The sequence below is a fragment of the Rhodopirellula sp. SH410 genome, assembly GCF_055811895.1.
Map to the genome: position 1 here is coordinate 5,243,131 of NZ_CM147949.1, position 26,849 is coordinate 5,269,979.

Here is a 26,849-nt window from a genome sequence, read left to right on the forward strand (position 1 = left end):
TTCCGGTAGGGAAGGTTCTCAGAGTTCTTCGTCGACGAAGATAATATGCCGGAAATAATGCTGGGATTCAAAACTCGCACCGAGGGCTCCAATCATCAACCCCAGGGACGCGGCGAACACAGCCATTTGCGGGCGATGCGACCAACTCAAATCGCTGGGGTCCAAGATCGACGATGCTGCCCAGTCCGCGATCAAGGCACTCGGAAACAAAAAGAACGAGAGCACGATACCGACCGAAAACAGTGCCGCCCAAGTCGTTGTCATCCCCACAAAAACAATGCCCATCGCCGACGCCGATGTCACAATCGCTTGCTCGGATCGCCGCGTACCGCGTCGCACCAGAAGTTGTTGCCGCAGTACGACATAGAAGGTCGTCGCCAGCAGTGACAAGAGCAGCAGTGCAGGCAGGCGAACATTGCCCTGAGCCAGCGCCAGGTCCCACGCCTCCGCCGTCATGAACAAAATGGCCAGCGTCGAGAACGAGGCGATCGTCAACCGACTGAGGCGTTTGGGGAACTCCCACGGCCGGGCCGCCCAAATCGCTTGATAGATCTCTTTGCGATTAATCCACGCAGCACGCAGCGCGAAGGCGGGTCGGGTGAGCCCCCGGCCGGCTCCCTCCTCGAGTCGCTGGTCGGCAATTTCTGCCAATGCGCCGCGCTGCCGCTCCACGCTCTCGGCGTCCATCCCCGCCATCAGATCGAGGGCCCCAGCGTGGGGCGGGTGATACATTAAATCGTTGGGGTGGCTGCTTTTTGGGAGGCCGCTCAGGTGACCGATGCTGTGCAGAATCAATCGGCTCAGCCGACGGGCGATGCGCTCAACCCGCTCGTCGCGATTGGCCTCGACACCGAGCGCCATCGGGTCGATGAGCGACATCGACAATACGGCCGCGTCGAGTGGACGGCTGAGGGCCGCGAAACAGAATGACGAATAGTTGCCAACGAGCTCGGAGGCTGTCAGCATGATCGCGAAATCCCAATGGCGGGAATCACGCTCTTCGACCGCCTGCTGCAACAGCACGCTCGGTTCGACACGCCCGTTGCCCGCGATGCTGCCACCGGTCATCTCTGGGCGTCGGATTTCAAAAAAATCAAAGTGAAATTCTTCGAACAGCTCGGACAGTCGTTTGTCGGCCTGCTCGACCGCCATCCGCGCCGCCCGCGCATCCACGAAATCCAACGGGCCGGCGACCATCACGCCAACCTCGATCATGGACTTCTGTATCTCGGGAGCGACCGTGCCTGGTTGTGAAATCAGTAGTCAATCCGCTCGTCTTCGTTGTTAAAACGGGCATCGAAATCAATCTGCTCAAGATACTGCTTCAGAGCCACCACCTCGCGGGGGTCCAGTTTGTCCTTGATCGAGTCGACCGCTTCGGAGATCAACGTGAGCATCTTCGACACTTGCAAATAGTCAAAGCGATCATAGGTTTCGCCAGGACTTTCGCGTTTGGCAAGCGTTTGCTCAATCGGTTTGCGGTAGGGGGCGAGTTCCTTGGCATCGAGCGGGCGAGGCCAATAGAGTTCACCGGTTGTCGGATTGATCTGCGACTTCGACAGGCGTTTGTGTGTCGAACGCTCGATAGTGGCTTTGTAATTGGCAACACCCTCGGCCGTCTTCTTCTTCAATTCGGCTTCTCGATACGCCTTGTTGTTGTAATAGCCTTCGAGACTCTCTTGGCGATATTTGAGTCGTTCCTGCAGAGCTTTTTGCAACTGGACCGCCGACATCGATCGCAGCAGTGAGCCCTGCCCCAGCCCGACTGCTAGCCTGCCAGCACCTCGCATTTCGTCACCAGCGGCGGTGGATCCGCCCCGGTTACCATAAAATCCACCCTGGGCAGACACCTCCTCCGGTATCAGAAAAGCGGGAATTGCCAGGAGTAACGCGATGGCGAGATGGTTTCGGTTCATTTTTCTTGACCTGGGTTGAGATTCTATCGGCGTCACAGTTGACCCCACTTCATCGCTGGAAGTTGGGCGGGATGCCAAAGAAACGAATCGATTTTAGCAAAGTTTGCATTTCAGTCGATATAATACACCGCGCAGGGGCACTTTGCACGTCGTGTCCGCCAATCAACGGACTTTTCGCCCGTCAATCAGAACCGCTGAGCTCGCGATGACGCCTACTGCCATGATCGCAGTCGACCCCGACGGATGGTTTGCCCATCTGACGATGGAAGTACGCATCGTGATCCTAGCCGTGTTCGTGTTGCTCACCCTTTCCAGCATAGTCTCGATGGGCTTGGTGCGGATGCGGCCGGGCCGGGTCTACCGCTCGCTGCGGTGGCGGGTGCGGACCTGGTGGGTGATCGCGGGCCTGATCGGGGGCTCATTGCTGCTCTCACCCATGGCGGCAATTTGGTTTTTTGCGTTCGTGAGTTTCCTGGCCCTCAAAGAGTACCTCTCGCTGATCCCCAGCCGCCGGGCGGACCGTAGGGTGCTGTTTTGGGCCTACGCCGCGATCCCCTTACAATATGCATGGATCACGGGCCAGTGGTACGGAATGTTCATTGTCTTCATTCCAATCTACTTGTTCATGTGGCTGCCGACGCGGATGGTCATGATCGGGGAGATGCCCGGTTTCCTGCGTGCCATCGGTACGCTGCAGTGGGGGGTGATGGGGACGGTGTTCTTCCTCTCGCACGCCGCGTTTCTACTGGTGATGCCCGTCGGTGAGCACCCGCGAGTCACACCGGTTTGGCCGAGCACGCATACAGGAATTTCGGCCGGACCAGGGCTGTTTTTGCTGCTTCTGTTGCTGACCCAATGCAATGAAGCGGGGCAGTTTCTTGCGGGAAAATCGTTTGGTCGTCGTAAAATCGCCCCCGCCGTCAATCCGACGATGACCTGGGCCGGGTTCTTCGGCGGACTGCTCGTGACGGTCGGAATCGCAGCGACCCTGGGCCCCTGGATGACCATGCTCGATCTGCCGCGATCCCTGCTCGCCGGCCTCGTCGTCGCCGTTGCAGGGTTGTGTGGCAATTTGAATGTCGCGGCCCTGGAACGCGATCTCGGTGTCAAAGAGGCCGGGTCGATGCTGCCCGGACATGGCGGTGTGCTCGACCGGATCGACAGCCTGATCTTCACCGCCCCCGTGTTTTTCCATTTTGTGTGGTACTGCTATGGATGAGTCAGACACAGCGGATTCTCGTGAGTCGATCCCCGAAAATGCGAGTCGCGACGCAGCGGCGGCAGGCGACGCAGCGGCGGTTGACCCGGCGGTCATCGCCGCCATCGTCGCGAAGGGGCCCCAGCCGATACTACGATATCTGTTTTTCTTGATCATCGTGCGTCCCGTGATGCTGGTGATCATGGGCATGAATGTGCGCGGCCAGGAGCGTTTGGCCGAACAAGGGCCGCTGCTGGTTACTGCAAACCACAACAGTCACCTCGACACGTTTGCCCTGATGACACTCTTCCCGATGAGCGAACTGCATCGTGTCCGCCCCGTCGCCGCGGCAGACTATTTCCTGCGAACTCGTTGGTTCGCGTGGTTTTCCATCCGAGTTCTGGGGATTATTCCGATTGATCGAGAGGTGCGGCGAGGTCGTGGGCATCCTCTCGATCCGATCAGTGAACAACTCAACGAGGGCGCGATCGTACTGCTATTCCCAGAAGGCACCCGGGGAGAACCCGAGCAGCGTGAGCCGTTCCAGCGTGGGATCGCTCACCTCGCCCGCCGCCATCCCGAGGTGCCGATCGCGCCGGTGTTTTTGTATGGCCTGGGCAAGGCATTGCCGCGTGGCGAAGGATTGCTCGTGCCGTTCTTCATTGACGCCTACGTCGGTGAACGATTGCAGTGGACCGGCAACAAGGACACGATGATGACCCGCCTCGATGATGAATTCAGTTCGCTCGCCAAAGGGGCACGAGTCCCCGAGACTTTCTAGGCGGACAGTCGCCGTTTGCCGGACAACGTGATTTGCCGGACAACGTGATGATCGCCCCCAACGGCTCGCTCGCCGAGCGACCGACAACGCTCATCCGATTGATCGCAGAAAATCGCCCTTGACGCTCCGGCGCCGATGGCATATCGTGAATCGACGATCAACGATAGCACCTGCGGGCATAGCCGTTGGGGTTGGTCCAGGGTGAAGCCGATGGACCGCCGGTTGGTTACGTCCGCAACTCGGATCCGCCTGCCCGATGGAAGTCATGGGTGGCCCGTTTGTGCCGATGGCCCGCTTGTGAACTCGGATCCAACGGTGCTTTCCGCGTCGTCGTGACACTTCGTTTCTATTTTTCCGTGTCCTCGTGCCCATCGAACTGTCTAATGAGTGAGAACAGCAAAACAACGTCCGTGCAAAATCAATACGCCGCTGTCGCACGCAGCGGTCTGAACAACGACTCCGGAGCGGTACGCTCCATTGCGTCGGCCTTTGGATACTCCCCCGAGGACCTTCAGTCGCTGCCAACCCAAGCCAATATGGGCGTCTCCTGTGGCAATCCGCTCGCGATGGCAGGGCTGCGTGAAGGCGAAGTCGTCGTCGACTTGGGTTGCGGTGGCGGCATGGATGTTTTCCTCGCCGCCAAAAGAGTCGGCGCCACCGGGAAAGCAATCGGGATTGATATGACGCCCGACATGCTCGAGCGGGCGCGGGCGGGCGCCGTGAAGTGTGGACTCGACAACGTTGAGTTCCACGAATCCAACATTGAACAATTGCCTCTGCCCGATGATTCGGTCGATTGTGTGATCAGCAATTGCGTGATCAATTTGGTCGATGACAAATCAGCCGTGTTTCGTGAGATCCTGCGCGTCCTGAAGCCAGGCGGGCGGGTAGCAATCAGTGATATCGCACTGAAACAGCCGCTGCCTGAATCGATCAAATCCAGCGTCGAAGCTTATGTGGGCTGCATCTCAGGTGCGATCATGATCGACGATTACCGACAGTCCTTGGTCGACGCCGGATTCGACGCGGTTACCGTCACCGATACGGGGACGGATTTGAACGTCTACGCACAGGCCAGCGCGAGTCAGTGCTGCGGAACGACCGAGTCGTGTTGTGAGGAAGCATCGCTGCACGACGGATTGGCCGATGTGTTCAGCTCTTTCGACGTCAACGCCTTCGCAGCGAGTGTTCGTGTTCATGCGCTCGCCCCCGGGGGCACCGCCGAGATCGCGACTGAGGCTGAGCCCGCGACCGAGCCCGCGAGCGAGTCCGCGAGCCATGCCATCGTCCAGGTCTTTGACAAAGCGATGTGCTGTTCAACGGGCGTGTGCGGCCCGGAGGTGGATCCGGTGCTACCGAAATTTGCCGCCGATTTGGAGTGGCTGAAATCACAGGGCCACAGCGTGACGCGTTTCAACCTCTCGCAAAATCCCGCGGAATACGCCAACCATGATCTCGTCAAACAAATGCTCGCCGACGACGGCGTCGATTGTTTGCCGCTGGTGATTGTCGACGGCCGCGTCGTCAGTCGCAGCGAGTATCCTTCACGCGAAAACTTGGCGATGTGGACGGGGACGACGCTGAAACCAAAACCCGGTTTGCCAGTCGCCAAGGCGGGTGGTTGCTGTGGTGGCGAGCCTGGTTGCTGCTGAGGATCGTCGTGGGTCGCTCGGCGATCCAGCTCTCGAATCTCGGTAGACGTTGAGTTTGTCGCAGACGAATTTCCGAGACCGCACGTCCCCTTCGGATTTTGAGTGACGTGCGTTTGCGCCATTCGTCTGCCCGGGGATCTCGGGTACGTTGGAATCTCCGGTGCCCTCACGCGTGTCCTGCTGATTCGGTTTGCTGCGCCTCGTTTTGACCACGAGCGAACTATGGTTTTATCCACACGACGGGCTGGCGGCGTTTCGGATAGAGTTCTTTGCACAACCCGCAGCGGGTGCCGTCGCAGCCCCGCGCGGTGCAGTGCTCGCGGCCGTAAAAGATGATCTGCAGGTGCAGCCGGTTCCACGTCGATTCAGGAAACAGCTTCTTCAAATCCCGTTCGGTCTGCACCACACTTTTTCCGGAGGTGAGCCCCCATCGCTGGGCCAAGCGGTGGATGTGGGTATCGACGGGGAACGCCGGAACCCCGAACGCTTGCGACATCACCACGCTAGCGGTTTTGTGCCCCACACCGGGTAGCAATTCGAGTTCCTCGAATGACTGGGGTACTTGACTATCGTGTTGTTCGACGAGGATCTTCGACAGACCCGCGAGTGCTTTGGCCTTCTGTTTGGAGAGTCCGAGCGGGCGAATGATATTGAGAATCGCCGCTTCACCGAGTTCCTGCATCCGTGCGGGCGTGCCTGCCACGGCGAACAATGCCGGGGTGATCTCGTTCACCTTTTTGTCGGTACACTGAGCACTCAGCAGCACCGCGACAAGCAATGTGAACTCGTCTTGGTGTGCCAGCGGAATGGGCGGGTCGGGGTACAGTTCGTCCAACCGCTGCATCAACAACGCAGCTCGCTCGGGTTTCCGCACAGCAAAACTCTAGATTTGATAGTTCAGTTCGGGAGCGAGCGAGTCTTTGGCTCCCTCGCTGCCTCGCACCCGCAGTTGCGGCGTTTCGACCAGCACCGTGGTGCCCGGTGAAACGCTTCGGGTCAGCCACACGCTCGACCCGATCACGCTGTCATGGCCGATGACGGTTCGGCCGCCGAGGATCGTTGCATTGGCATAGACCACGACATTATCCTCGATCGTTGGATGTCGCTTTTGGCCACGAATCAATTGCCCGTCGCCGTCGGTCGGAAAACTCACCGCACCGAGCGTCACACCTTGGTATAGCTTGACATGCTCACCGATCTGGCAAGTCTCACCGATGACCACCCCCGTGCCGTGATCGATGAAGAAATAGTCTCCAATCGTTGCACCGGGGTGAATATCGATCCCAGTCTGCTGGTGCGCCCATTCCGTCATCATCCGCGGAATGAACGGAACCTGGAGCTCCGTCAGTTCATGCGCGATGCGGTACACCGTGATGGCTTCGAAGCCAGGGTAGCAGAACACGATTTCGTCAGTCGTTTGGCAAGCCGGGTCGCCTGCAAACGCCGCTTCGACATCCGTCGCGAGCGTCTTGCGCAACTTGGCGATGCGTTTGAGAAGTTCGATCGTCATCGCTTGCCCCTTGGCTTCGAAGTCGATCTCTTCGATGCAGTCGCGATGTTTTTCTTTGACACGCTGTTCATGCCGCAGCGCCCGACCGATTTGCACGGTCAATTGATCGTGCAGCGAATCCACCAAACCACCGACGTGGTAACGAATGTTGCCCGCGTGCAGGTTGGTGTTGCGACGATAGCCGGGATACAAAATATCCTTCAAGTCGAGCAGGATACGCACGACGGCTTCGTAGCTGGGCAAGGGACAATGCCCGAGGTGATTGATCGCATCGTCGGCGGTGTAAGTCGCCACGATCTGCTCGGTCAATTCAGGTAGAGACTCTTTCAGCCGAAAATCGGATGCCATGACAAATTGACCTATCACCGTGCGACAAATGAAGGAGACAGACTTCGTAGGATGGGACCATTGTCCCGTCCGAGACCCACTCGCTCGCCCGAGACCATTGTCCCGTCCGAGACCCACTCGCTCGCCCGGGACCCTTGTCCCGTCCGAGACTGTTTTGCTCGCTCGGGACAGGGTCCCAAGCTACGGAAACTGCCAAGCGACGGTGACGACTGGGTATTCCGCAGACTTGATCCTATGCGAGACGCGAGGGTCTCGAATAGACTGGCGAGTCCGTAGTGGTCACAAACAACGCATCAAGGGCCGATCGATGGCGGGTTGGCCATCAGGAAATCTCGTGGGCCGCGGTGCGAATAGTACGGGTAAGCGACCTGTGCCGAGGGCGGGCCGGGATTGAAGGGCTGGGCGGCAGCAGCACTGCCCGCATTATGCCCCAGGAAACCCGGGTTCAAGTGCGAACTGTAGTCCATCCCGCCTTGTTGCCAACCGAGTGGCCCAGCCGTGCAGCCGACGCGGCCGCCCGGGCAGTTCGCATATCCGCTCTGGCAACCACCGTTGCCACAGCTGTTGCATCCGGTGCTACACCCGTCGTTGCAGGCGGGCTGGCTGCCGGTATAGCAGCCGGCCATCTTGCCGTACGCTTTCCCAAACAATCCACCTTGGGCGCTCCCGCAGGACTGACACCCCGCGTCGCCGCACTGGCCTGAACCGCACTGCGATCCACTATGGGTGCCGCAACTCTGGCAGCCACCACGGGTGTTGTGATGCAGGCATCCCGTGCTGAGGGCCATTAGGCCCGTTAACGATCCGATCAAAAGCCAACGATTCATGCTCGAATCCCTCTCCGGCGCGGTTCAATTTGTAAAGATGACAGTCCTTGTCACTTACGATTTCGGCGAACCACCCCACCTTGATGCACATAATCGGCTTAAGCAGACCAGGAACCAACAAACCCTGCCTGCATAAACTGCCCAGACACCCTATGGCGTCCTTTTTACGGCAGTTTTGATTTCATTTGCCCCCTCGGGAACGGATGCGGAGGGCCTGGGTGCCCTGTGAGCACGACGAAGGACGCCCCCTTCACGCGTTTTGATCGGCCGCTCGACATGAAAACATTCGAATCGCCCGACCGACTCGGCTAAGATATCAGGCTGGTCTTCTCGTCAACGACGCCAGAGAGTGGAATCCTCGTTCCTGCGAACGTCACAACACCCGGTCGATCCATTCGCTGTCGCTAATCCCCTGCAGAGTCCCTCATGAGCGAAGCTGACGTTCACAGCATCGAGTCACTCGTCGAATTGCGGCAGGCAGTCGACCGGCTGAGTGAACGATTGCTCCGGCACGGACATCAAGTGCGGTCGGTCGTCGGGAGAGCCGAGCAACACTTTTCGCAAGACTATCCGGTATATTGGAAATCGCAATTGCGGCGTGCCGAGCAACGGCTCAGCGAAGCCCGGGATCGACTCAGTCGCAAACAATCGACGGCCGCGAGCGGCACGTCGGCCCCCGCCTCGGACGAGAAAAAAGAGGTCGCTCGCTGGAAGGCCCGCAAAACCCTGTGCCGCGATCGCATCGAGCGGACACGCACCGTGGCCGTGGAAATGGAACAGAACTGCGAGAAGATGAAAGGCCCGGTCGCGGACCTGATCGAACTCGCCGAAGTCAGTCTGCCCAACGCATCGGTCCGACTCGCGACCCTCATCGCCCGCCTGCAAGCCTATCAAAACACGCCACCACCAACGTAAACCCCTGCGCGACCTTGCTTGCGACCTTGCTTCCTTCCCTGTCTCCCCTCCCCCCGTGCCTCGCAACTACCAAACCCTCGCCGACTACGCCGCCATCGGGATCGCCCCGCTGTTGATCTGGTGGATGCTCAACAGCCTGGCCAATTTCCTGATGATCGTGATTTACCACGGCCAGTACTCCGGGCGAGTCTCGTGGATACTCATGTGCTACACGATGGGAGCGACGGCACTGGCTCGGCTGACGATCGAGGAGAGTCGCGATCGCGCATCGATCTACGCCGTCATCCTGGGGGCAGCGACGTTTTACGTGATGATGCGGTTTGTCCCGGATCCGGTTTTCTTACTTGCCGTGATTTTGACAATCGGATATCTGGCCGACCGGATTGTCCATGACTGCACGATCATTGACGACGGCGTCGACAGCAGTGGCCAGGGACTCGTCGACAGTGCACGACACTGGTTCCAGAAACGCAGTCCGCATTTGCGTACGAGCGACGAATCACCATCGGGGTGGCAGCCTCGCGACCCGCAGGCGAAGGCTGGCCATCAGCCGGGGCGAACGGTGCTGTATCTCGCCGTCGGTGCGCTACCTCTATTTGGTATTGGCCAGTTTTTCTTGGGTGGCTCTCCCGACTCGTGGGAGCGTGCCAAATGGATGCTGACTCTGTACCTGTTCACGAGCCTCTCGCTACTGGTCGTGACTTCGTTCTTGAACCTGAGACGCTATCTGCGTCAGCGAAGCACCGAGATGTCACTCCAAGTCACGGTCGCCTGGCTGGCGGGCGGCGTCGGCATGATCCTGCTTATTTTGCTGATTGCGTATCTCGCTCCCATGCCCGGACAAACGCTCGTTTCCTGGCGGATACCCGATTTCTTGTCAGACGCCCAAGCGACCAAGGCCAGTAGCTGGGGATGGGGGAAGGACGGCGCCGATCAAGCTGACGAGAAAACGCCGGCGACGGGTGACCCTCGGGCCGGTGCTCAAAAACCCGACGGAGCACCGCAGATCGACAGCCAAAACCAGCCCGATGCGAAGCCGGGGGGCACGTCGGGAAACAACGACGATGGCCCAGCCGGCAAAGAGAAAGGGGGCAAAAAGCCCGCCCAGCAATCACAACCGCCTGCCAAGCCGGGCGAATCCGAGCAATCGCCCCAGTCGAGCGACGCCGGTAAATCACCCAAACCACAACAGTCCGAGACCACCGACAAACCGAGCCCCAGTCCCTCCGACGCCAAGCAGAAATCAGACGACGAGGGCCAGAAGCCCGCCGATGCCAACCAACCACCACCCCAGCAGCAGCAAAAGTCGCCCGAGCCCCCAGACCAGCCGGCTCCAGAAAAATCCAACGACGCGAAATCCAACGACGCGAAATCCAACGACGCGAAATCCGACGATAAGAAATCCGATGGGGCGGAATCGGACGACCAGAAATCCAATGACGCGAAATCCGATCAGCCGAAATCCGACGAATCGAAGTCGTCTCCCTCAAAACCAGCCGAGCCAAAACCAGCCGAGTCCGCACCGCCGCCCAAGCCGTCGGGCAATCTGGGCGGTGCGATCTCGGGCCTGCTCAAGTTCGTGTTGATCGTCACTTTACTGGTCGTCATCGCGGTCTATGTGTATTTGTATCGTGATGCGTGGCTGGCGTGGCTGCATGGTTGGCTGACCGGTCGTGACAATATCGAACCGGTGACGCCGCGGCGTAGGAAACAACAAGCCGAAGGACCGCCTGTCCGGCCATTTTCATCGTTCACCAATCCGGTCGGTACCGCCGAGGCGGGGCAAGTCGTCGTGGTCACCTTCCAAGCACTGGAGGCCTGGGGACGTGAGCAAGGCGTGCAACGCGGCGAGGATGAAACGCCCAGCGAATACGTGCGGCGTTTAGTGGGTCAATTCCCCATGCTCAAACAGCCTGCGTGGCGGGTCGTCGACGCCTACAATCGAGTCGTCTACGGACGCACCCCAGCGAATCGCACCGACATCACCGCAGCCTCGTCGGTGTGGCAAATCATGCGTCCCCAACTTTAGTCGTTGAGATGTGCAACCGAGATCCACTCCGAACCGCCCCTCTGAAGACAGCGAGACAACCAACTCGCGGAAATCGATCCGATGGGACCAATGGATTTTCGCCAGGGGGGTATACTGAATCAGATGGAAAAGTCGCCTCATCAATCTGATCTAGCCCGCACGATTGCGGCCCGCGATTTCCCTCTCGCGTCGGACGCCTCATTCGAATCGGTCTTGGCTCATTTCATTGAGCAGCATGAGGCCGGCATGCCGATTCGCCTGGACGAGATGGTCGATCGTTTCCCGCAGCATGCCGAACCGCTACGAAGTTTCGCTGCCAACCAGATGTGGCTGGACCCCAGTACCGAGTCAGGCAGTGGCGCGTTGACCGGTGAGTGCCTCGACGACTTCTTGCTGACTCACGAAATCGCACGCGGCGGCATGGGGACGGTATACGCCGCGGTGCAGCAGAGCCTACGGCGCGAGGTCGCGGTCAAGTTAATCAGTGACGGGCTGCTCGCCGATGGGGAATTGAAGCTGCGATTTCGCATCGAGGCGGAAGCGGCCGCAGCGCTCTCCCATCCGAACATCCTCCCCATTCATGCCATCGGCTGCTGGCGCGGGATGGACTACTTTGTCATGCCGCTGGTCAGCGGGGAATCGTTGCAAGCCGCCGTGCAGCGTCGTCAGCTTCACCTCGAACGTATCGCAGGCGACTCGCGGGCCGCCAAATCCGATGCCGAACGGGACACGATCTGCACCGCCATCGCGCAGGTTCGCGGCATCGCGCGAGCGGTCGCCTACGCGCACCGCCGGGGGATCATTCACCGCGATATCAAACCGGACAATGTGCTCATTGATGACGATGGCCAACCGAAAATTGTCGACTTTGGACTCGCCAAATGGCACCGCGATGAACCGGGGATGACCCGCGATGGCCAGATCATTGGCACGCCGCATTACATGAGCCCCGAACAAGCCCGTGGGGAATCGGATGTGACTGCGGCAACGGACATTTATTCCCTCGGCGGTATTCTGCACGCACTCCTCACGGGGCAACCTCCGCACGCCGGCAGTTCGACTGCTGAGGTGCTCGGGAACGTGCTTCGCGACGACGCGCCATCGCTGCGTCTGACTTGGCCCGGCGGCATGCCACGACTCCCACAACTCGCCGACACGGAACACGTCATCGCCCGCGCAATGGCACCCGATCGCACCCGTCGATATCGTTCGGCGGATGACCTTGCCGACGATCTCACTCGTATTTTGGCGGGGGAGTCGCCGTTGGCCGTCCCCGATGGAATCCTCAGCAAGATGTCTCGCGAGTTGACGCGAGACCAACACCAGAACGCATTCGCGAATTGGGGCCGTGCCCTGACACGAATCGGCATCGTCGTTTTCGTCGCGCATGTCGCGATGTTTGGGATCGCCGAGTCGATGACGCCCGAGATCCGCCAATCGATGTCGCAGTCCGCCCTCAGCAACGCATCCTTGCTGGGCTATTTCATGCCCCGGCTGTTCATGTTAATTGGAATTGCTTGGACGATCCACGAATCCCGTGACGGGTGCTGGATGCCTCGCGGCGTGGCCGAGCGTCCTGTATGGTCAATATGGTTAGGCTACTTGGCCGCACTCGCCATGGTCAACGTGTTGTGGTCGGCAGGCTATTTTGACCATCGCGATGTGATGGTATTGGCGGCGTTAATGAGCGGCTTCGGCTTTCTCGCGATGGCCGGGCACCTCTGGGGCGGCAACGCCATCTCCGGCATCATCTTCTTTCTCATTGCCGGGCTGAGTGCCTGGTGCCCGCGACTGAGCCCACTGCTCTTGGGAAGCGGCTGGCTGATCGCCATGTGGATCCTAGGACGCCGCTATGCCGCTCCATCGCGAGTGGCCCCAGAGACGATTTGCGATTGAGGATCCACCCGGTTGGATCGGTCGAGGACATGGGCGGCACGCCACTCCATCCCGAGAACAACCCTTCGTTCAATACGATCGGGCTCGTGTCATCGATCCCGTGTCACGGGGAGCGCGTTGACAGGTATTGGTGAAGAAATGGGACGCAGAGACGCGAGAGTCGGGGAGACGCAGAGAAGAGGCACAGTCCGATGCAGTGATGGGCTGTCTCTGCGTTGAATTCCTCCCCACGACACGCGACCACCCTACTATCTGAAACGACACAGCGCCGACGACAGGAACGATCGGAAATATACTGTCTGAAATTGTGGTCGAACGCTCCGCGGTCGAACATTCCGACCGCGGAGCGTTCGGCCACTCATTGCCCCTCGCTCCTTACCTGCAAAGACGCACAGATGAGGGACAGTCAGATGCAGTGATGGGCTGTCTCTGCGTTGACTTCCTCCGCACGACACGCGACCACCCCACTATCTGAAACGACACAGCGCCGACGACAGGAACGATCGGAAAAATACTGTCTGAAATTGTGATCGAACGCTCCGCGGTCGAACATTCCGAGTACCGATTCAGCCATTTGGAAGCACTGAATTGCTAGCAACAATCGAGCGGCAACAGACAGACTGGCGAACTGAAGATGCGTTAATTTGGTAAGATGCGAAATAGCCGAAGGTTGATTTACCACGCAGCTGAATAGTTACCATTCCGACCGCGGAGCGTTCGGCCACTGAATTTCCCTCGTTCCTAATTTGTAACTGTTCTAAGTTCCGAGAAGAATCATCTGGGTTGTTCTCGGAATTGAGTGGCAGTCATCCAGGATGCGGGATTTTCCAGGCATTTACTCCTGCGTCCAATGAGCAAAAAAGGAAGTCCCCGACGGGAGCATTCTCGTCGAGGACTTTTCGCACCATTGGCGCGCTATCGACCGAGATATCCCTTCGCAGGTAGCGTCCCCGCAGTGCCCGCGTCCGTTTTCCCCGGCACAATTCAGCGTATCGCCAAACCTCTCGCGAGGCAAAGAAATCATTGGACGCAGGAGTAAATGCCTTGGAAATCCACCACGCTGTGTAGCCACCCAGCAATCAAATCGTGATTTCAGTGCCACTCAATTCCGAGAAGAACCCGATGAACATTATCGGCCCTTCGCTATCGAACCGATCATCGACGCACTACCTACAACCAAAGCCAACTACCATGACCAACGAAGCTAGACGACCATTGGCTCTCAAATCAACCGCCCTGGCCACCTTACTTCTATGGCTCGCAATGCAGACGGCTATGCTGGCAGAAGATACTGTTTTACCCGCATTCCATCCAACAGAAGGATTGTCGTTGGCGAGCGGTGATTCGATCAGGGCACCTGCCGAAGGCCTGTGGTCCATCGGCACTGGCTGGCAAGATGACGCACCAACACATTGGTCGCATGCCCAGCCGGACAAGGTCGAATCGTTTGGCACTTGGGCAGTGCTGTCAGGCACAGTGAAGACTCCGGACGGCGACTGGTTGGTCCGGGATCAGTACAAGCAAATTCGTAAGGGCTTGATACAGGCGAAACGCAGATGGGAGTTTGCCGGTACCCAGCCAACGGGTCCGACTGTTCTTGCGATTGAATTCCAGGTTGAGCGAGGTGACGAAAGTCAGCCCCTTCGCACCTTCCTTCCCGGCATTAACTATTTTGGCAATCCGTCAGGAACACGGATCGATGCTAGTCGCGTGCCAACTTGGAGCGGCAAGGTTGGCGAAGAGGCGTTGTACGAAGAGCATCGCTACCCGATGCCACTGGCGAGTGTTGAATGCGACGAACAGTTTGTTGCGGCCATTCATTCTCGCCCCTCAACCCTGCCGTACGCCGCACGCCAAGACTTATGGTGGTCGATGGGAGTGATTGAGAATGCGACGGGCACCCGTTTAGCTCTGCGAAGCGGCCCGGTCGCGTCAAATGGTCAACGAGGTATCGTCAAAGCACGACAGCAAGAGTTCCTTCCCTACACGAATGCCTCTCTTGATGACGTACCACCGGGGGCAGTCATTGAAAAGACATTCTATTTGCAGCTTGCCGACAACCATTCCAGCGGCCACGGATTTTCCAAACCACTATGGACGTCGATTGAATTGTTCGATCCGACGACGGATGGCTCTATGCCACGGATCGTTGACGTCGTCGATGCGAAATTTCGAGACACATTCAACCGTTGGTATGAAGACGACCAGTGCCGCGGCTTTCGGACCCGACCTCCACAGGCCCAGCCTTGGTTCATGATGGGCTGGGCCGATCGCGCTGAGGTTCCCGGCTACGCATTGTTGGCATTGGACCTCACGGATTCAACTGATGAACCGCAACTTTGGCGACGACGCGGCATGCAATCACTGGAGTTCTTGATAAAGACTCCTTCGCTCAATAGTCACAAGGACGCGGACTTTTCGATCATTTACGACTACGAACAACACAAGTGGCTCAAACGGCAAAACCTCCTTTCGCAGGCACAAGCACTCAACTCCCTTGCAGATTCCTACCGATTGGCTCGCGAGGGTGATGCCGAGCTAAAAACTCTAGCTTCGGATTTGGAAGAATTTCTGAAATTGCGGCTGTCGCTAATCGCAGATCGCATACTCACGGACGACTGGCGTCCGGTTTCAACGAACGAAGCATTCGCAATCGCGCCACTGGTCAAAGGAAGCGAGCTATTCGGTGAGGATCGCTTGATGTCGGCAGCCCGCAAACTCGCCGATCACACGATCGAGCGACACGGCAACATGAAGGAACCCTACTGGGGCGGTACGCTCGATGCCAAGTGCGAAGATAAGGAAGGGGCTTGGGCGGCCTTCCAGGGTTTCGCTGAAATGTATCGAGTCACTCAACGCGACGAATATCTCGAGGCTGCGGTGCATGCCGCAGATATTTGCTTGAGCTACATGTACGTCTGGGACGTCACACTGCCTCCGGGACGATTGGCTGACCACGGTTTGAAAACTCGTGGCTGGACGAGTGTTTCCGTTCAGAATCAACATCTCGACGTTTTCGGTGTCATTTTCGTTCCGCAACTCTGGCAACTGGGCCAGTGGACCGGCGACACTCGTTACCAAGATCTCGCCAAACTGATACTGGTCAGTGCCGGGCAGATGACAGATTTGCCTACCGGAATGCATGGCGAACAACTCTTTCAAACCAACTACCAACAGCACAATGCCGGTGATACCGTCGAGGGCATGCGTGGTGGCTACTCAGAAGCGTGGAATATCTACTGGATTTCTGCAAATTTCCTCACCGCAGTTGCTCGGCTCGAAGAACTCGGCGTTGACTGGAAGGACTTCTAGTCCTTGACCACAAGCATTAGCTGAGTGCTCTGTTACCATCGCCGTAAAGCAGATGGTTCCCCGATGACGCCGGCACAGCCCGAGATCCAATCGATAGCAAGGTGTCCCATTCGACGTGCCGAAATTCGCAAACGTTTGAGCAGCTTCAGTTGGTGGATGCGGTTGCTGTGCCAGCGTGTGGCAATGCGGGCGAATCGGGAGGAAGAGGAAAACGGCCGCTTTTTCCAAGATCGGTACCGGGCGACTTCTGCAGCGAAGGCTCTGCCACAACACGCGCGAGGAGATCACCGTCTGGAAGCAGCGACTCGAGTCGTTTGGAAGGAGAGGAGGCTGGTGAGGCGTTGCTCTGGGACCGCCAAGCGGTGGCATGCGATAGCCCCGGACGTCAGTCCGGGGGGCACAATCGCTCAACCATTTGAAATCGCGAAGCGATGGCAGGCGTTTTTCGATGATATTCCCGCAAATCGTTTGGTTTGTGAACCACCTGCCGTCCCTCCAGGACTGCGCGACCATCGTTTGCAACCGGTTCCCCGGACTCGCGTCCGGGGCTATTGCCTGCCGTGACTTCGTCACTAAGAGGAACCCAAAACGGGGCTGCAGCCTTCTGCAGCGAAGGCTCTGCCACAACACACGCGAGCAGATCACCGTCTGGAAGCAGCGACTCGAGTCGTTTGGAAGGTGAGGGGTTGGTGAGGCGTTGCTCTGGAACCGCAAAGCGGTGGCATGCGATAGCCCCGGACGTCAGTCCGGGGGGCACAATCGCTCAACCATTTGAAATCGCGAAGCGATGGCAGGCGTTTTTCGATGATATTCCCGCAAATCGTTCGGTTTGTGAACCACCTGCCGTCCCTCCAGGACTGCGCGACCATCGTTTGCAACCGGTTCCCCGGACTCGCGTCCGGGGCTATTGCCTGCCGTGACTTCGTCACTAAGAGGAACCCAAAACGGGGTTGCAGCCTTCTGCAGCGGAAGCTCCACAGCGGGACACAGCACTTCGTCGAGGATTTTAACTTGCCCGTCGACCGGGAAGCTGATTTTGATACTTTCCGCTATGTTCTTGCGAAGATGCTATGTCACTCGCATTTACTGTCCCTCGCATTTACTCTGTTTTAATAATGCACAAGATGAAGTATACCATCATGAGGAATTCAGCCGGGACTCGGGAACGGGTCGAGGCTTGGTAGGCAAGCTTGAGGTAGGCACGATCAACGACTCGGGCGTTCGCTCAAAGTAACTTCGAGCGGTCCCTGTGTATCGTCGGTTTTCCAATAGCTGTGGCGGATAGGAAGCGAGAACTGGATTCCGTTTTCCTCAAACACCTGGAAGATCGCGAGATTCACCCGTTCGCAGGATTCGTAGTAGCTCCAAAGTTCGGGCGGGACGTGCCAGTAGATGATGCGAATGTTAAACGAATCAGGGTTGTAGTCGTTGAAGAACGCCTTGGGTGGAAACTCCGGGTCCATATCGTCTTGCTTGGAGAGAACATCGCGAATGCCAGCCAATGCCTTCTCCACTTTTTCCCGCGAGGTGTCGATGGGGATGTGCAGGTCGCAAAGTCGATAGATGCTATTCCTCACGCCGATATTTACGATATCGGCATCGGCCATCTGATCATTCGGCAGCGAGATCAGGTGGTTGGTCAGGAACTCGCGAATCTTCGTCGAACGCAAACCAATTTCTTCCACGACCCCGTCATGACCTATGGCAATGATACGCTCGCCAACACGGTAGGGACGATCCAGCAGAATGGCAACTGTTCCGAATAGTCCCTTCACCGTCCCCTGGGCTGACAAGGCGATCGCCAGCCCGCCGATACCTGCACTGGCCAGCAACGTAGTCACTGGAAACCCAAGGTAGCGGCCGCCTTCAAGAAACACGATGACAGCCGCAACAATTCCGAGCACACGAAACAACAGACGAATCAACGTCGCGTCGACTTCGCGGGATCGAACTCCTGGCAATGCCAGCACCGAGTTTGCCAACCGGTTGGTCACCGCCAGAATCGCGATGATCGCCGCCAGCAGAAAAACGATGTCTGCTGCGAAATTCACAACGTATAGCGGCGTTCCTCTGACCGACAAATAGGTCCAGATGAAGTGCTTATACAACGGTGGGACGAGAAGTGCCAACAGAGTAAACACCAGGCCAAACCAGTAGCGAAAAAGACTCACATTGAAGTTCGCTTTGCTGCGACGTGCGGCGACACGGTACAAACCCACCATAATTCCGAGGCCAACGGTGGTCACCAGGACCAAGCCCACCAGTTGCCAAATCGCCAGCCCAAACTGGCGATACTTAAAGAAGCCCGGTAGTGATTCAACCAGCACCGCGACCTTGGGCTCGCTGGGAGCTGACAGATACCACTGGTAAAGATCCGGTGAGACCGCAAAGCCGCTCGTTCGATAGGGCTGCTTGCGGATACGGTCGAACATCTCCATAACCTCGGCAACAGATTCTGCCGTGAACAGATACTGGCCCTGCTGGGGCCCCTCCGAAACGCGAGCAATGGAAATCCGTGTGCTGGGGATCTGCCACTGCATCAGAGGATCACTTCCGTCGGACGCCTGGATGTTCTCTGGACCGGGAATCGCTTCGATCGGCGGTAATGTGATCCGATCCAAAACCTCCTTCAAGCAAATAGCGGCCTCACTGGCATAGTTCTCTCGCGCGTACTCAGGCAGAGCACTCAGGTCGAGACAACTATAAACCTGCGAAATCAGAGGAAGATATTTTGGATCATTCCGATTCACGTACTTGATCGATCGTGTGATCTCGTAGATGTCCTGCGTACTGTCCATGAACAACGTCAGTGTGCCGCGGGGACTGGACGTGTCAGCCGAGAGAGTGGGCTGTCGTTTGGTCAGAGCCAGATAACGATCCCGCAGTCCAGGCGACGCCTTCGGCCCTTCACGACGATACGGCAGTTCCTTCACAACTCCATACATTGTCGAGGCCCGTCTGACCGTATCCGCAGAGAACCGAAAGGACTCGTTCTGCGAGCCGGTTTCGATTCGATCGATGGTGATCCGAGTCCCCGGAATCCGCCAACGTTGCACCGCCGCGCCGTCCGCGGTCGACGTTTCAGGTATTGCTTCGTCAGCAGGTAGCGGGATCCGATCGAGCACCTCTTTTAAGCTGACGGCCGACTCAATCCCCATCGAGTCGCGCACATCGCCCGTCAAGGCACTCAGGTCCAGACAATCCCGGATTCGATCGAACGCGGGAAGAAGCTGCACCGTGATATCGGTGCCGGAGGTGGTCGCCTCTGCCAGATCGTAGACTTCATTGCAGGCCTCGATAAAGCTGTGCAGAGTCGCACGAAAACTCGATGTGTCGGCAGGTTCTAGACGCTGCCGCGCAATCGCATCCTGCACCACCACATCCTCCACCACCACGCCATTATCCTTCGTCGGTGCGATTTCATCCTGAGCCAGCGTGGCAAGCGGTGCCATGACCAATATTGCCCAAGCGATACTCAGGACGAACTGTGTTCTTCTCATTTGGCTGATCAATGTTGCGAGAAACTTGGCAAGCTCACTTACATGATAGCTAACGCGGACTTACCCAGCGCGCCCTCGAGAGCGGAACACCAAGATGAGAAGCATTGGCTGCAATGGTCCAGTTTTGAAATTCAGAGAGCGCCTCTCCGGCATTTGCTTCGTGGAATCCCGAGTGACAATTCTGGGGAACTGCTTCGGAGCAGTGAGACGTTCGACGGTGCGACGAGCGAGGTACCGAAACCGACTAGCTTCGTATGAACAGGTATCGATATGCTAATAGGATGCAAGAAACCGACGAAGAAAAGGTGACGGGGGGAATATCTCCTGCCCATGTCACAGAGGCGAGGAACTCCATTCGGTCACGGATCCAGCCCCGGCGGTGCTCGAAACACTCTCCAGTAGCGGGATCGGTCCCACAGAGCGACGCCTTGCGAACGCACCTCTCGATACAGTGGAGAATCTGAATCTCATTGGGATCGATCACTTCCCCACTAGCTTGCCTGGGCATCTTCATCACCTCCATCAGCGTCACGGTTTTGAGCAGCGAAACCATCGGCAATGGTATGCAATCCGCAAGCGAGGGCATCCTTCGCGACAGACAACAGTCCGTCCTTGATTCGCAAGTACAACGCCGGACTCGAAATTCGTGGATTCCAAAAGAACCCGGCCCAGAACGCCTCTCGGTCTTCAGTATCATCGCCATCGAGGATCGTGAGCATTTCCTGCTCGGTCCAATCGGCGGCATTTGCGTGTAACCACCCAAGATGGTGCGAAGCCAATGCAATGGCGTGGCGTCGAGGGGAAAAGCACAGGGATACAGCACTTCAATGAAGGGCCGTTATCTGATGCCTGTGCCTATACTACGCAGGATATCCGGTTCACGCATTTTGCTAAGCTGGCCAATACTCCGAGAAAAGTGCTATGTCCCCGAGTAACGTCCCCGAGTAACGGAGAAGGGGAAATTTGAGGGCCACCCCCAGATCGTTGGACAAAGGCAATGAGGAGATGCGCTAAATGGGTGAGCTGGCCGGTTACGGAAAAATGCGTCATCCCTAAACAAGGGTGAATAGATTGGGTGGCCCCTTCTGCGCCTTCGCCCCTTCTGCCCCTTCTGCCCCTTCGCCGAATGTGCAAGTTAGCGGTTCCTTGTGAGCTGGATTGCGTCCGCTGCAAAACGTGGATATCTTGATTAACGCCGTTTCTAAGTCTAACGATTTCGAAGTGGATCCGCTTCCGTGCCCTACGTTCCGACTGCGTCCATACCTAGCTAGCCCTCAATCAAGCGAGGTTTCTTGATAGAATGCAGAAAAAAACCGTAAATTACGGCGTTTTTCCTGTTTTGCGAGTTTTCGCTAACGGCGATTTCAAGTGAAGAGACCAAATGCCAAAAATGTCAAAATACACCGTGTTTTACGGTGCAAATCGCACTGACGCAAAAAAACTTCGCTGGATTAAGGACTAGCCATTCTTCGGCAATTGTACAGGAATCGCCGTACCTAGCGGTAATTTCGCCGATCGCATGCTATCTGTTGCTTCGACGTGAGACATCCGTTTGAGCTGGCGTTTGCGGGAACGGAAACTCGGCGTCGCTGCCCGTTTAAACATTTGCCGAAAGTTCGGTGTGGTAACATTATCCGATTCGGCAACGGTGATAGTGTCTCCGGTTTACACTTCAGACTGCGAAATTGACGTCGCGATTCTATCACTTTGGAATCCATAACATCCACAGTTCACAAAAACACCGGGAATCGACGATATGAATTGATTGGCCCTCGATGTGCCCCAACCGCTATTCTCATTCTCATTGACCGATGCTTTGCGTAAACGGACTTGCTGATTGAGCTAACGTGTCAATAAAATTTTAGACGAAAAACTCATGATCAATCTGGATATTGCTGACGATTTATCTCCACCCAGGAAACCACTGCGAGTCCTGAGCCTCGACGGCGGTGGAATGCGAGGAATCTATTCCGCCACATACCTAGCACAGCTGACCAAGAATTTTTCAAAAGTTCACAATTCGCCGCGAATTGATCTTGGATCGAAATTTGATTTGATCGTCGGTACGAGCACCGGCGCAATTGTTGGATGCGCTCTCGCGACTGGCGTCCCAATGGATGAAATCGTGTCCCTTTACCGGGAGCATGGCAAGAGGATTTTCCAGTTGCCGATGCCAACCTCCAAGAAACAAATCCTCAGCGACTTGCTTGGACGGAAAGCGGCTTTGGAAGCGGGAGAGAAATCACTACGCGAAGCACTGACGGCAACTCTTGGAACGAAGACGCTTGGTGAAATGTACCGTGATCGGCGGATCGCGATGGCAATACCGACGGTAGAAATGGGACGCCACCGAGCATGGGTATTCAAGACGGCACATCTTAAAGGTTCGATGCGTCGAGATGATGGCTATTCGCTCGTTGACATCTGCTTAGCGACGAGTGCTGCCCCTCTATACAGATCACTCGCCTACATTCCGGTCCCAAACTCGGAAATACCTGGTGCCCAAAACGTTTTTGCTGATGGTGGTCTATGGGCGAACAATCCTGTCTTAGTTGCACTTGTCGATGCACTTGGAATGGCGTCGGAAGGGCAAGAGATTCAAATTTACTGCCTTGGCACGTGTTCCCGACCATCAGGGGAGGAAGTTCCTCGGTCTGATGTACACCGAGGGTTGCTCGAGTGGAAATTTGGCGCGGAGGCCGCCTCTCTCTCTCTTGACGCTCAGGAAATGGCGTACCACTACATGGCGAAAATGCTGATTCCACACCTCAAGAACCCGTGTCATATTGTTCGTTTTCCTTTTGACAATGTACCCGCGAGTATGATGCCGTATCTCGATCTCGACAACACAACTGAGGATTCAATGGACGCACTGGTTCGGCAGGCACATTCCGATGCTGACTTCACCAACAGCAGGTGCGCGTCCAACGACGATCCTGGTGGCAGATTGATTTCATCGCTTTTTACTCCTGAATGAAATACTCTAACACGAAAATTGAAATGTTTGATTGTTCAAAAGACGTTATTGCATACCACAAGGACGATGTCACACTACGCCAACGTGACCGTGACAGCATGCGGCAGCGCAGAAACTCTAACCAAACTCGGCTGGCTAATGGATTGAAGAGGAACGACGAACCGGCTCCATTGGAGCACATCACACAGGGATCATACGAAATGAAAACTATGGTCCAACACCCGGACAACCACTACGACATTGATGACGGCGTCTACTTCGAAAAAGATGACTTAGTCGGGAAGCAGGGCGGGGACAAATCCGCTCTCGATACACGGAAGATGATTCGTGACGCCGTTGATGACGGAAGCTTCAAGACACCACCAGAAGTCAAGACGAATTGCGTGCGAGTTCAATACGACACCGGATATCACGTTGACCTGCCGGCCTATCGGCGTGTAGCTAAAACGGACATCTTCGGTAACGAGACTATCTACAACGAACTAGCAAGCTCATCCTGGATGCGATCGGATGCTCGAGATGTAACGAATTGGTTTAACAAACAGAACCAAGAACTAAGCCCAGATACAACGAACGGCCGCCAAGTTCGCCGAGTTGTTCGACTGATTAAGAAATATTCCAAAAGTCGCTCGAGTTGGGCGTCAAAAATACTCAGCGGTTTTGGAATTACAAAACTGGTCACTGAGTGCTATCAAGCGAACGAAAATCGGGAAGATATGGCACTCCATGACACGATGAAAGCTATTCGCGACCGGCTTAGCCGCAACCTGGTTGTTGCCCATCCTGTCACGCCGGACGCGACGATTACAACCGGTGACAAAGACCCGAAGGCAACGTTTTTGCTTGAGAAGCTCTCTGAAGCGATCAAAACTTTAGAGCCGTTATTTGAGTACGACTGCACGCGTGAAAAGGCGTTGAAATGCTGGGGCAAAGTATTCGCGACGAAATACTTCACTGATCGTGATGCAGACACCAAGAAGAGCGAAAGTTCTGCCAAGTCAATGAATGCAGTGAGTCCGTTCGGCGTGTTTTCGGAGTCACGACGCGAGGAAATTGAGGAAAACCCTGTCCAAAAACAGGGTGGTGGTAGGTTCGGCACGAGCCATGAATGCTAAGAACCCAATAGCGGAGCTTGCCTGTTGGATAGACGCTCTCCCCAATACGAGAAAACTTGCCGACCACGAATTTCGCAACTATCGCGAGCAATTTGTTGACGGTTGGCGAATTGATCTGAATCTCGCGGAAAACGTGTCGATCAATTTGTTGATTACTGCTCAGTTTCCGTTTGTCTCACCGAAAATTGCGCTGATTGATCGAGCGAAGTTCTTGTCTTGGCCGCACGTCGAGAAGGACGGCTGCCTATGCGTCTTTCCTACCAGTACCGATGTTGACCCGTATCGTCCAGTCGAAGTTGCCAAATTTCTTTTGGCAGAAACCGAGGCGCTATTGCAATGTCTTCTCGACGGCAGTTGGGATGATGATTTCAATAGAGAATTTGATTCGTACTGGCTGCTATCGTCCGACAACATTTGCCGTCAGTTTTTTTCGATACTTCCGGACGGTTGCGATTCGCAGAAAGTCGCCGTCTGGAGTTCACGTAAATTTCGCATCATTGGTGCCGACGAAAAGTCTGTACTCTGCTGGCTAAAGAACCGTATTCAGAAAGATTACGACAGAGCTGACACCGGCTTTCTGGTCAAATTGTCGAAACCGCTCTCGCCGGAGGAATACCCAGACAGCACGGAATCACTACTGTCACTGATATCGGAAGATGCACCCAACTTTTTGGAACCGATAACGGATCACATCGCAAAGTCTTTCCAACCATTGACGATCATCCTGGCAATCAGCGCCACAAATGGTACCAACTATGGTGTCGTGGAACTGTGCCGCGTATTGAGAGCAAATGAAAAGGTTAGTAAGCGCGGCAGATCGAACCGCGTTAGCGTTGATGGTTTTCGAGATGGAAAGGCTCCGCTGAGCGTTCAACTTGGTCAGCAAACAAAGTACACCAAAGTTGTTCGGTCACCACTAGAACGAGCGGATGCGGCTTGGGCACTTGGCGGTCGCGGCCACGATCCGCGGTTTGCGGTGCTACAGAAGCAGCGAGTCGCGATCATCGGCCTTGGATCGTTTGGTTCCTTTCTTACCGACAACCTAGTCCAGGCCGGGCTTGGGCAAGTTGCGATGTTTGATGGAGACCTAATGCGATGGGAGAACACGGGCCGACACCTTCTCGGTGGCGACACAGTAGGGCAGAACAAGACGGACGCACTAAAGCGGCGGTTTGAAACCAACTATCCGACAATTGTTAGCTGTGAATCTAATCCGGTTGATTGGCAGCATAGGATTGAGACTCCTGAGTCACTAAATGGGTTCGATTTAGTGATTTCGACCACAGGCTCATGGAAAGCTGAGTGTATGCTCAATGACCTTCATGAATGCTCCGGGAAGCGGACTCCGATTGTCTATGCCTGGCTCGAGCCGTTCGCCGCAGCTGGACATGCTGTCGCAATAATGGAGCAAAGTGGATGTTTGCAATGTGGATTTACTGGCGCAGGTCAGTTTTCTCGGCGCGTATTCGATTGGCCAGCTGCGTCGACCACCATGGTTTCGCAAGCGGGGTGCGGGAACGAGTTTCAACCTTACGGCATAACCGACTCGCTTCACTCAATCGCAATGGCAGTTGATCTATCGGTTGAATGTCTTCTCGGTCAGCTAACCGCATCGACACATCGTGTTTGGATCAACAAAGATCGAAAAATCGATCCGATTCAGCGATTTTGGTCTGCTGCGTGGCAGACAGTCCCCACTTATGATGCCCGTGAGGAGGCAGTCTCCGAATTTTCGTGGTACGCTCGCCCGGATTGTCAGCGATGCAGTTAGAAGAACCACTCAGATATGCAATTGCAAATTGCGACCAATGTATTGTTGTGGAGTCTCAAGTCTTGGAAGTATTTGACGACTATCGACAGGACCGCTGCTGGAAGCGTGAAGCAGGTGGGCAGCTATTTGCCAAGCTTTCCAAAGATGAAATTGTTCTCAAAATTGCGACTTCACCTACGCGGAAGGACATTCGCCGCCGCTTTCAATTCATACCATTTCTGGAAAACCAACAGAAAGAAATCAACTCGCAATTTGAGTCACGCCTGTTTTTCGTTGGTGACTGGCATACACATCCGCAACCGGTGCCGGAAATGTCATCGAATGACCGACAAAGTATGGCAGACTGTTTCGTGAAATCGCGTCACGGTTTGGACGCTTTTCTCATGATAATCGTCGGCACGAGACCATTTCCCGAAGGCCTGTCAGTCTCAATTCATCGTGAAAGAGATTTTGCAAAGGCAACTATAGTGAGCTAGATCTTTCAACTTGATAGGTACTCCTGGCCAATACTCGCTGGTCTTCGTGTATGAGCGACGGCGATCATTCGTTCGTTGTTAACGATGTAGGCCATGAGGTGATTTTTCTCAGAGATTCTGAATTTTCAGCAGCGCAGGCAGAAGGGCCAGGGCAGTCTAACAAGCCTTGCACTAACTTGCTGCAACTCGCCAACCTGCACCGGTGGCCGACGCCGGTGCATACATCCTATTCTCAGCATATTGCGGTTTCAACTGGCGACCCGCATCCTCAAGACGCATCACAGAACGGTCTTGCTCCGACGAGCGTTTGAGAATCTGTTCTGGAGGCGACTATCGGCCGTCTCCACTCTCTGGTCGATCGTGTGAAAGCGCGATGACCTAGCCAATTTGGACGCGGGTGCCCTGACAGTTCGGTGACCGCTTCGCTGGGGCTGAGGCCGCTAGCGACGCTCAGCGTGGCGATGCGTGGATTGCGGCGGTCGTGATCGAAGCGGGGAACAGCTGACGCTTTGCGGTCCCCGTCGACGGTGATGATGACTCGGCCACCAGCGGGACCCACGACGTCGTCGAGCTTTGCAGCTGAGCCTCGGAACTGAAACGTTAGCTGGCTACCTGGCTGGGTGGCT

The 26,849-nt window shown here is 56.2% G+C and carries 18 protein-coding genes; 11 read left to right on the plus strand and 7 right to left on the minus strand.

Annotated elements, in window-relative coordinates; translation table 11 throughout:
• Nucleotides 1-18: 18 nt before the first annotated feature.
• Complete coding sequence (locus SH410x_RS19110) at nt 19-1,215, minus strand: hypothetical protein (RefSeq protein ID WP_473669942.1); 1,197 nt, start codon at nt 1,213-1,215, stop codon at nt 19-21.
• Between the two features lie 41 nt (nt 1,216-1,256).
• Nucleotides 1,257-1,916, minus strand: a complete 660-nt coding sequence (locus tag SH410x_RS19115; RefSeq protein ID WP_473669944.1) for a hypothetical protein — start codon at nt 1,914-1,916, stop codon at nt 1,257-1,259.
• Between the two features lie 205 nt (nt 1,917-2,121).
• Here SH410x_RS19115 and SH410x_RS19120 point away from each other — a divergent pair, with 205 nt between their 5' ends.
• The 3 genes from SH410x_RS19120 (at nt 2,122) to arsD (ending at nt 5,547) form a co-directional block, all read left to right on the plus strand.
• Entirely contained in the window at nt 2,122-3,135 is a 1,014-nt protein-coding gene (locus SH410x_RS19120) for a phosphatidate cytidylyltransferase (RefSeq protein WP_473669946.1), read from the plus strand.
• On the plus strand, nt 3,128-3,895 hold the full coding sequence (locus SH410x_RS19125) for a lysophospholipid acyltransferase family protein (protein WP_473669948.1): 768 nt from the start codon (nt 3,128-3,130) through the stop codon (nt 3,893-3,895). The genes SH410x_RS19120 and SH410x_RS19125 overlap by 8 nt, the downstream gene beginning before the upstream one ends.
• Nucleotides 3,896-4,278: 383 nt before the next feature.
• Nucleotides 4,279-5,547 (plus strand): arsenite efflux transporter metallochaperone ArsD, encoded by a 1,269-nt coding sequence (gene arsD, locus SH410x_RS19130; protein ID WP_473669950.1) that lies wholly within the window; start codon nt 4,279-4,281, stop codon nt 5,545-5,547.
• Between the two features lie 220 nt (nt 5,548-5,767).
• Here arsD and nth read toward each other — a convergent pair whose 3' ends face one another.
• The 3 genes from nth to SH410x_RS19145 all read right to left on the minus strand — a co-directional run bounded on the left by nth (nt 5,768) and on the right by SH410x_RS19145 (nt 8,232).
• Nucleotides 5,768-6,421, minus strand: coding sequence for an endonuclease III (gene nth / locus SH410x_RS19135; protein WP_473669952.1), 654 nt, complete (start codon nt 6,419-6,421; stop codon nt 5,768-5,770).
• Nucleotides 6,422-6,430: 9 nt separating this feature from the next.
• Nucleotides 6,431-7,405 (minus strand): serine O-acetyltransferase, encoded by a 975-nt coding sequence (locus tag SH410x_RS19140; protein ID WP_473669954.1) that lies wholly within the window; start codon nt 7,403-7,405, stop codon nt 6,431-6,433.
• A 293-nt stretch (nt 7,406-7,698) separates the two neighbouring features.
• On the minus strand, nt 7,699-8,232 hold the full coding sequence (locus SH410x_RS19145) for a hypothetical protein (protein ID WP_473669956.1): 534 nt from the start codon (nt 8,230-8,232) through the stop codon (nt 7,699-7,701).
• A gap of 426 nt (nt 8,233-8,658) precedes the next feature.
• Here SH410x_RS19145 and SH410x_RS19150 point away from each other — a divergent pair, with 426 nt between their 5' ends.
• From SH410x_RS19150 to SH410x_RS19165, 4 genes are all read left to right on the plus strand, one after another.
• The gene (locus tag SH410x_RS19150) at nt 8,659-9,147 is read left to right on the plus strand and encodes a hypothetical protein (RefSeq protein WP_473669958.1); all 489 of its coding nucleotides are present in this window, start codon (nt 8,659-8,661) and stop codon (nt 9,145-9,147) included.
• A 55-nt stretch (nt 9,148-9,202) separates the two neighbouring features.
• Entirely contained in the window at nt 9,203-11,176 is a 1,974-nt protein-coding gene (locus SH410x_RS19155; protein WP_473669960.1) for a DUF4129 domain-containing protein, read from the plus strand.
• Nucleotides 11,177-11,299: 123 nt separating this feature from the next.
• Nucleotides 11,300-13,072, plus strand: a complete 1,773-nt coding sequence (locus SH410x_RS19160; protein ID WP_473669962.1) for a serine/threonine-protein kinase — start codon at nt 11,300-11,302, stop codon at nt 13,070-13,072.
• 1,191 nt (nt 13,073-14,263) lie between these two features.
• The gene (locus SH410x_RS19165; protein WP_473669964.1) at nt 14,264-16,384 is read left to right on the plus strand and encodes a YyaL domain-containing protein; all 2,121 of its coding nucleotides are present in this window, start codon (nt 14,264-14,266) and stop codon (nt 16,382-16,384) included.
• Between the two features lie 1,205 nt (nt 16,385-17,589).
• Here SH410x_RS19165 and SH410x_RS19170 read toward each other — a convergent pair.
• Nucleotides 17,590-19,884: a mechanosensitive ion channel family protein gene (locus SH410x_RS19170; protein ID WP_473669966.1), complete on the minus strand. Its 2,295-nt coding sequence runs from the start codon at nt 19,882-19,884 to the stop codon at nt 17,590-17,592.
• A 491-nt stretch (nt 19,885-20,375) separates the two neighbouring features.
• Complete coding sequence (locus SH410x_RS19175; protein ID WP_473669968.1) at nt 20,376-20,603, minus strand: hypothetical protein; 228 nt, start codon at nt 20,601-20,603, stop codon at nt 20,376-20,378.
• Nucleotides 20,604-21,760: 1,157 nt separating this feature from the next.
• Between SH410x_RS19175 and SH410x_RS19180 the strand changes: the two genes are divergently transcribed.
• Genes SH410x_RS19180 through SH410x_RS19195 form a run of 4 tightly spaced genes read left to right on the plus strand, consistent with a single transcriptional unit; the run spans nt 21,761 to nt 26,223 of the window.
• Nucleotides 21,761-22,861 carry a CBASS cGAMP-activated phospholipase gene (locus SH410x_RS19180; RefSeq protein ID WP_473669970.1) on the plus strand — a complete coding sequence of 367 codons (1,101 nt, stop codon included), beginning with the start codon at nt 21,761-21,763 and terminating at the stop codon, nt 22,859-22,861.
• Nucleotides 22,858-23,976: a cyclic GMP-AMP synthase DncV-like nucleotidyltransferase gene (locus SH410x_RS19185; protein WP_473669972.1), complete on the plus strand. Its 1,119-nt coding sequence runs from the start codon at nt 22,858-22,860 to the stop codon at nt 23,974-23,976. The genes SH410x_RS19180 and SH410x_RS19185 overlap by 4 nt, the downstream gene beginning before the upstream one ends.
• Entirely contained in the window at nt 23,915-25,747 is a 1,833-nt protein-coding gene (locus SH410x_RS19190) for a ThiF family adenylyltransferase (RefSeq protein WP_473669974.1), read from the plus strand. The genes SH410x_RS19185 and SH410x_RS19190 overlap by 62 nt, the downstream gene beginning before the upstream one ends.
• Nucleotides 25,738-26,223: a Mov34/MPN/PAD-1 family protein gene (locus tag SH410x_RS19195; RefSeq protein WP_473669976.1), complete on the plus strand. Its 486-nt coding sequence runs from the start codon at nt 25,738-25,740 to the stop codon at nt 26,221-26,223. Before SH410x_RS19190 ends, SH410x_RS19195 begins: the two co-directional genes overlap by 10 nt.
• Nucleotides 26,224-26,849: the final 626 nt, after the last annotated feature.

Coding starts and splice junctions, on each gene's coding strand:
- SH410x_RS19110 (WP_473669942.1), bottom strand. CDS start 1,215: ATGATCGAGGTTGGCGTGATGGTCGCCGGCCCGTTGGATTTCGTGGAT.
- SH410x_RS19115 (WP_473669944.1), bottom strand. CDS start 1,916: ATGAACCGAAACCATCTCGCCATCGCGTTACTCCTGGCAATTCCCGCT.
- SH410x_RS19120 (WP_473669946.1), top strand. CDS start 2,122: ATGACGCCTACTGCCATGATCGCAGTCGACCCCGACGGATGGTTTGCC.
- SH410x_RS19125 (WP_473669948.1), top strand. CDS start 3,128: ATGGATGAGTCAGACACAGCGGATTCTCGTGAGTCGATCCCCGAAAAT.
- arsD (WP_473669950.1), top strand. CDS start 4,279: ATGAGTGAGAACAGCAAAACAACGTCCGTGCAAAATCAATACGCCGCT.
- SH410x_RS19140 (WP_473669954.1), bottom strand. CDS start 7,405: ATGGCATCCGATTTTCGGCTGAAAGAGTCTCTACCTGAATTGACCGAG.
- SH410x_RS19145 (WP_473669956.1), bottom strand. CDS start 8,232: ATGAATCGTTGGCTTTTGATCGGATCGTTAACGGGCCTAATGGCCCTC.
- SH410x_RS19150 (WP_473669958.1), top strand. CDS start 8,659: ATGAGCGAAGCTGACGTTCACAGCATCGAGTCACTCGTCGAATTGCGG.
- SH410x_RS19160 (WP_473669962.1), top strand. CDS start 11,300: ATGGAAAAGTCGCCTCATCAATCTGATCTAGCCCGCACGATTGCGGCC.
- SH410x_RS19165 (WP_473669964.1), top strand. CDS start 14,264: ATGACCAACGAAGCTAGACGACCATTGGCTCTCAAATCAACCGCCCTG.
- SH410x_RS19170 (WP_473669966.1), bottom strand. CDS start 19,884: ATGAGAAGAACACAGTTCGTCCTGAGTATCGCTTGGGCAATATTGGTC.
- SH410x_RS19175 (WP_473669968.1), bottom strand. CDS start 20,603: ATGCTCACGATCCTCGATGGCGATGATACTGAAGACCGAGAGGCGTTC.
- SH410x_RS19180 (WP_473669970.1), top strand. CDS start 21,761: ATGATCAATCTGGATATTGCTGACGATTTATCTCCACCCAGGAAACCA.
- SH410x_RS19185 (WP_473669972.1), top strand. CDS start 22,858: ATGAAATACTCTAACACGAAAATTGAAATGTTTGATTGTTCAAAAGAC.
- SH410x_RS19195 (WP_473669976.1), top strand. CDS start 25,738: ATGCAGTTAGAAGAACCACTCAGATATGCAATTGCAAATTGCGACCAA.